The 6,528-nt window shown below is 60.1% G+C and carries 5 protein-coding genes; all 5 read left to right on the top strand.

Going from position 1 to position 6,528, the window contains the following annotated elements:
* A partial coding sequence (locus RDV48_29200) for a hypothetical protein (GenBank protein ID MDQ7826912.1) occupies positions 1-187 on the top strand: 187 nt, incomplete at its 5' end.
* A gap of 287 nt (positions 188-474) precedes the next feature.
* Positions 475-2,862 (top strand): HNH endonuclease signature motif containing protein, encoded by a 2,388-nt coding sequence (locus RDV48_29195; protein ID MDQ7826911.1) that lies wholly within the window; start codon positions 475-477, stop codon positions 2,860-2,862.
* Positions 2,863-2,958: 96 nt separating this feature from the next.
* Complete coding sequence (locus RDV48_29190) at positions 2,959-3,117, top strand: prepilin-type N-terminal cleavage/methylation domain-containing protein (protein MDQ7826910.1); 159 nt, start codon at positions 2,959-2,961, stop codon at positions 3,115-3,117.
* A 46-nt stretch (positions 3,118-3,163) separates the two neighbouring features.
* Positions 3,164-4,429, top strand: a complete 1,266-nt coding sequence (locus RDV48_29185; protein MDQ7826909.1) for a hypothetical protein — start codon at positions 3,164-3,166, stop codon at positions 4,427-4,429.
* A 509-nt stretch (positions 4,430-4,938) separates the two neighbouring features.
* Positions 4,939-6,297, top strand: a complete 1,359-nt coding sequence (locus RDV48_29180; protein ID MDQ7826908.1) for a radical SAM protein — start codon at positions 4,939-4,941, stop codon at positions 6,295-6,297.
* The last annotated feature ends 231 nt before the right edge of the window (positions 6,298-6,528 follow it).

Below are 6,528 nucleotides of genomic sequence, written 5' to 3'. Positions count from 1 at the left end.
AGGCATGAAGGAAGGCATGAAGGAAGGCATGAAGGAAGGCATGAAGGAAGGCATGAAGGAAGGCATGCAGAAGGGCAGCAGTGAGCGGGCTCAAGAAATAGCCCTCAGAATGAAGAAGAACGGCTTCGACACAAAAACCGTCGCCGCATACACGGACCTCTGCGAAGAAGAAATAGAGAAGCTCTAAGACGCAGAGTTTTTTCTCCGGGGGGGAGGCGGAGACTTTGGATGCTGCTCATATTTTTTTATCCACAAAAACGTTCTGCCCGGCGGCAGGTCAGGCTTGAAGCGCCTGGAATCCGGCCCAGTCTTTCGCTGGCAGGTCTTTGATGGCCTTCAGAGTCATTTTTGACCTCCTCACCTCTTTCGGAGCCTCCGGAGGCCATCCTGCGATGCACTTCTATCCGCTCTGTGAAAGGGTTTTATGAGGACAGCCTGTTTGCATTTTCATCAAAAGTATGGTACCATGGAGATATGGATACACATGAGACCCAAACAATCTGTGATCTGTTTTTTCCCGATGAAGATGAGCTTCTTTACCTCGGTGATTCTTTTTCTTCCCAGGATTACGAGGATATGCTCCTCCTCCCGGAGCCTTATGAGCTTCCCGCGGAGGGGCCCTGCAGGCCTGAGCACCTCGTCAAAATCACCAGGGAAGGCCTCATCCCCGAAGCGGAAAGGCTCACCGGGGACATCACCTTCGGCTCAATCGACAGGGATGAGCGGGCAGCGCGCATTGATGTTCTGCTCTGCGAGGCAGTCCGCGGCCGCATGGCACTGGATCTTCTGCTCGGCGGCCTTCTCGTCACTCTTAAAGCGAAAGGGGTTGATCAGTTAGGATACCGCTCCATGGGAGTCTTCGCCACGGAGCATCTCTCGTTCTCGGGGCGCACCGCGTCGGAGCTGATGCACAACTATGAGCTCCTCAAGGCGCTCCCCCTCACCCGGGAGGCCTATCTGCAGGGCAGGATCGCAAAAAGCGCTCTGAGATTTCTCTCGAGGGTCATCACGCCTGAGAACGAGTCCTGGTGGCTCGCCGTTGCAGAGGAGCGCTCCCTCTGCGGCCTTGAGGGGGAAGTGAAGAAGGCCCTCGCTGAAGGGAAGGCCGATGAGGCCCCCTGCTCCAAGGAAAGCCCGTGTGCTGAAGGCAGGCCTGCGGATTTCACGGGCGGCGGGAAGTGCGATGAGCCCCATGGCGATGAGTCCGAGGGCACGATGATGTACTTCAGCGTGGCGCCCTCACTTGCCCTCACCTGGGACTTCGCCCTCTCCTTCTTCCGGGACAAAGAGCACTATGACGGACCGCTTTCGGGATTCATCGAGGCGCTCCTTGCGAACTTCCTGGCCTCAGGGAGAGTGGCTCCGGAGCTTCCGGCCATCGATGCCGACGGGAACCGCCCCATATTCTCCCGGGGGGGTCCCCTCCTGAAAAGGAGGATGAGAAACCGCCGCGTGAGCGCTCCCGGCGAGGTCAGCGGGCAGGCCGGCGAGGGAGAGGCCGGTGAGACTCCGTGGTCATCACCATGGAGCATCTTCTTCCCGTCGTGGCTTGAAGAGGCCCGGCCGGAAAAAGTTACCGGGGCCTCCGCGAGGGCAATTGCAGGCCGCCTGATCAGGGCCGCCTCGATCCGCCAGAGGCTCGACGTGGCCGCGGGGATGCTCCTGCGGGCGATGGATGCGCGGCAGCTCCACCGCCTTCTCGGCTTTGAGTTCATCGAGGACTATGCCGGGGAGCGCTGCGGCTTCTCGATGGCCCAGACCCGCCAGCTCATAAAGCTTGCCGAGGGCTTCCGCCGCCACTCCCTCACCGAGGATGCCTTCAGGAAAGGCGTCATCACCAGGGAGCAGGCCCGCTTTATTCTGCCTCTCGTGGACTCCAGGAATGAAGCTCAGTGGATTGCCTACGCCGCGAGCGTGCCCACGGCGGACCTTCGGGAAGAGGCAGGGCGCTGCGCGAGGATCCTGGAGTATGACTGCCTGGTCCCCCACAGTTATACTCTGCTTCCAGGCTTCCGCTACGTCACCGACGAGCGGTTCCACGGCCTGCAGAAGGAGGTGCAGGACAGTATACGTGATGGCTCGTGGTATCAAGGCCCCTCTCTCAATCCCTCATGGCCTCTCATATCAGACGACGAGGAGCTCATCGCTTCCCGCGACAGGCGCTTTGATGCGCCCTGGAGGTATTTCAGCGATGTCGATGAGATGCGCGCCGCCGAGGCCTCCATGGAAATTGAAAAAGATTCCAGGCTGTGTGCGCGTGAAAAAGCCAGGGAAGCCTGCACCATTCCCCACGGCGAGGGCCCCGAGGAGACCTTCCTGGTGGATATCCTCTCAAGCGGCAGTTTGTCAATGTCAGGGAGAGGCACTATGACAATCAAGTTCTTTCTCCCCCGGGAGCTTGAGAGGGTCTGGAACCTGGCAGCTCATGCCTTTCTCGGCCGCCTTGCCAAGGCGGAAGGCGCTGACAGCCTGGGCCAACCGGAAGAGAAATTCCTTGCGGCGCTCCTCGCAGACTATCTCAAGACCGAGGGCACCTTGAAAAAAGCGGCCCATCACCATAAGATCCTCAAGCGGGACCGGTTTCGCTGCCAGACCCCGGGCTGCCGCTGCAGGCGCAACCTGCATGTGCATCATATCATCAGGCGCTCCCAGGGCGGCACCGATGACCCATGGAACCTCATCGTGCTCTGCGAGGCCTGCCACCTCCACCTCCTCCATGGCCTCAGAACCCTCACCGTGAGGGGCAGGGCGCCCTTTGACCTCACTTTCACCTTCGGCTCCCTCTCAGAAGGCAAGCCCTTCCTGGTCTATGAAAAGGGAATGGTGATGCATGGGGGGGGACAGGTGCATGGGAAAATCTGATCCGACGGGCCGGTCGGCCCATCTTTCACCTCCCCCTTATTTATGCTATAATTCTCTTGTATGATGAGGGGCCGGGTGCCCCTCCCGGAGGTTGAAATGAAGCCGTTGAGATCGCTGACGCAAGGACATGCGGGAGGATTCTCTCTCGCAGAGGTGCTGATAGCCCTCCTCATCCTCTCGGCCCTCTCGGTGATCATCATAGGGGCCATTCCCCACGGGCTCCAGCCTCAAGGTGATGTACTGGCACCTCTATGACACCAGGCTCTGACAGAGGCCGCGCCAGGGAAAGAAGAGGTATCCCATGGACAGAATCACACCCGGCTCACCACGTTATGACACGCCGCAGGCGCCCGCGCAGAAGGGCGCCACGGCGGGAGGCTCACCAGCACCGGCAGACCGCGTGTCACTGTCACCGAAGAGCCGCCCCGCCAAGGGCGGCGCGAGAGGGAGCGGAAAGGCGTCGTCCCTCGAGCTCTTTTTCAGGGATGGGCCGGGCGCCGTCGGCTGCGCCCGCGAGGCCCCCTCGAAGGATCGTATGAAGGGAAAGTGGACCGTCACCCTGAAAAGGCCCTTCGGCGGCACGGGCACTCTGAGCCTTGACAACGGCGCGAGAGAGGGCGCTGTCGCTTTCCACGGCGCGCCGGGGGGCGCCGCCCCGGGCAGGATCATCCGCGCTGACGGCGGGTGGATCGGCGAGAGCGTCATTGAGTCCAACCTCCCCTATACGCTCATAAGCCGCTCAAAGATGATCATGTGGCTCGGCGATGACGGAGCCCGCGAGATGACCTTCGTGGAGCTCTGGAGGGACGGCGGCGGGGCCGTGTACGAGCTTGACGCCGAATCCTACTTCGCCGGCCGATGCTCGATGCCGCCCATGCTCAAGAGGCATTTCTTCGAGGAGGGCGAGACCCCGCCCGTCGCCTTTCATGCAAGCGCTCCCCGCAGAGAGCTCTCGAGCCTGGACTCCTTCTTCGGCGGGGGCACCGAGACCGCTCGTCCGCGGTGGACGGCTCCCTCGGCGGAGCACCCCGAAGGCGCGTGGAACGTCTCGATGAGAAGGCATTCGGGCCCGCCGAAAGAGATAACCCTCAAGCCCGGAAGCCCCGAAGGCGAGAGGCGGGACTGCAGGGGCTTCGACAGGGCGGCCCTGGACACCTGGGAGCGGGCGGGGAGCGGGTGGCAGTCGAGCGACACGGCAAAGGCGACGCCTGAAAACTTCGACACGGTGGAATCGGCGTCCCTCAAGACGGTGCTTGACGATGAAGGGTTCATCTCGATGATCCTTTACGAGAGCTATATGGACGGCGGTCACTGCGCGTTCGCCCTCGACGGCATGGAGCTCCTGAAAAATCCCTCCAAGGCACCGCCCGTCCTTGCGAAGCAATATTACGGCGCCGACCATCCCCTCGATGGGGCTGCCCTGAAGGACGAGGCCCTCAGGAAGAAATACGGGGGGGAGGGGCCCCAGGCCCCCGCGCCACCCCACGGGGGGATCTCCGAGGATGACGAGGGGCAGTGGATCCTCATCGACGGCCTCAGGATCCCGGTGAAGAACGGCGGGGAATGAAGGGTGCTCCAGGGGAGTGAGGAGCCCTGTAATGCTCACGGCCTTTCTTCTCCTGACGCTCACGGCGGCAGGAAGCGCTCAGACACCGCAGATCCACCATAAAGGGGCCTCACCTTCCAGGTCCCCCTGACCCTTTCAGCTCCCGTCAGGGCGGGTGTCGGCGCGACCTCCTTCGTGTTTCCTGAAAATGCCGCGCCGGGAAAAGAGAAGTTCGAGCTCCTGCTGGTCTTTCTCGATAAGGGGATGGCGGAATCACTGGAGAAGGAAGGCGGGGGCGCCATGGCGTACGTGAAATCCACTTACCTGGGCACCGCAAAAAAGGCTGAAAAGCAGCCTGAGGCAAAGATCCTGGGAAGGACGGTGCGAGGAGAATGGCAGAAAAGTAAGCCACATGCTGATGAGCGTCTGATACCGGGTTCCCCTGTTTCGCACAGCCTCCCCGCTTGCATGATCGCTGCCGTTCTGTTACTATAAGAGTCTGCCCCCCATTTTCATGCTGCAGGAATCATATGAAGATACTTCTTATCGCGCAGGACATTGACCACGGAACCTTTTTCAGCGAGATGGCGGTCCCGCTCGGTCTGTGCTATCTCGCCTCTTATGTGAGACACCACCTGAACGAAGAGCTCGCCTTTACCATTATAAACGGTGACGAGGCGTTCCGGCCCGGTGACTATGATCTCATCGGCATCTCATCCATGAGCTTTCATTTTCCCCGCGCCGCGGCAAAAGCGGAGCGGATCAGGAGAGAGGCCGGCGTTCCCGTGATACTCGGAGGCCCCCACATCTCGGCCCTTCCCCGTACGCTTCCCGGGTGTTTTGACGCCGGGGTGATCGGCGAAGGCGAGCAGACATTTCTCGAGCTGGTGAGCCTGGTTCTTCAGGAGGGGCGTTTCACTGCCGCGTCACTGGAAAAGATAAAGGGAATTGCGTACCACCATGAGGGCAGGGTCACGCTGACACCCCCCAGGCTTCTTATTGAGGACATGGGCACGATCCCCCGGCCTGATCGCCGCCTGTGGGACCTCAGCGGGAAAATGAAGCAGATCTTCAGTGGCAGGGGATGCCCCTGCCGATGCCGTTTCTGCGCGATGCCCGACAGCCACTACCGCAAGTTTCCTCTCGACTCTGTCATCTCGGAGCTTCTTTTCCTCAGGAGTGAGTATCAGACCGGGGCGGTGCTGTTCCAGGACGAGATCCTCTCCATGAAGAAGCAGTGGCTTTGCGACCTGCTCGGCAGGATGAAGGAGCACAATCTCCACAGGGAAATGGCCTATTTTGTCTCGAGCCGCGCCGATATCATCGATGAAGAGATGGCGGACATCTACCGCGAGATGAATGTGAAATGCGTTTTTATCGGCATAGAGTCAGGCTCCGAGAAGATCCTCCGGTATCTGAAAAGTGGAAACATGCCCATCAGAACTGTTCAGAGGGCGCTGGATCTGCTGGCCGCAAGAGATATCCAGGTTGAAGGCTCCTTTATCATCGGCTCGCCCGATGAAAGCCCCGGCGACATGAAGGAGACCTATGAGTTCATCTATGAGAATCACCGCAGCGGGAAGCTTGACATGGTGAGCGTCTTTGCCCTTGTCCCTTTCCCGGGCAGCGCCGTCTGGGATGAAGCGATGGAGAGGGGCATCGTGAGCGAGGATATGGACTGGTCACGCCTCACCTCGATGCCGATATTTCAGTTTGACCCTGAGAGGTATCTCTATCTGAACAGGAAGATGCCGAGAGAAGAGTTTACAGAGATTGTCTCCCTGTTCCGGCAGCTGATGGCGACGGTCTGCAGCAGGGGAATCGCGAGGTTCCGGAAAAACATACTCGACCCGATGGGCGTGAAGGATCTTGTCCCGGAACAGGGATGAGCCCGCGCTCCCATGGCTCTGAGTCGGGTGGCTCACTGTTGACCGCGGTGACATCGGAAACGAGGGCCTGCAGACGGAGAGCGCGCACCGTGAGGCCAGGGGATTTCTCCGGGCAAAACATCAACTGACGCACATTATGCCTGCCGGCAGAATGATGCGTCAGTGATGCTCTGTGAGTAGGAATTGTCTGTGGTGCGGTACACCTGGAGTGACAACTCCAAACGTTTGCCT

The organism is Candidatus Eremiobacterota bacterium (assembly GCA_031082125.1).
GTDB lineage: Bacteria > Vulcanimicrobiota > CADAWZ01 > CADAWZ01 > Ess09-12 > Ess09-12.
Note: the sequence above shows the minus strand (reverse complement) of the source record. Positions and strands in the feature narration are given on the sequence as shown.

Bases quoted from the DNA above. Each gene is read 5' to 3' on its own strand.
- RDV48_29195 (MDQ7826911.1), top strand. From the start codon at position 475: ATGGATACACATGAGACCCAAACAATCTGTGATCTGTTTTTTCCCGAT.
- RDV48_29190 (MDQ7826910.1), top strand. From the start codon at position 2,959: ATGAAGCCGTTGAGATCGCTGACGCAAGGACATGCGGGAGGATTCTCT.
- RDV48_29185 (MDQ7826909.1), top strand. From the start codon at position 3,164: ATGGACAGAATCACACCCGGCTCACCACGTTATGACACGCCGCAGGCG.
- RDV48_29180 (MDQ7826908.1), top strand. From the start codon at position 4,939: ATGAAGATACTTCTTATCGCGCAGGACATTGACCACGGAACCTTTTTC.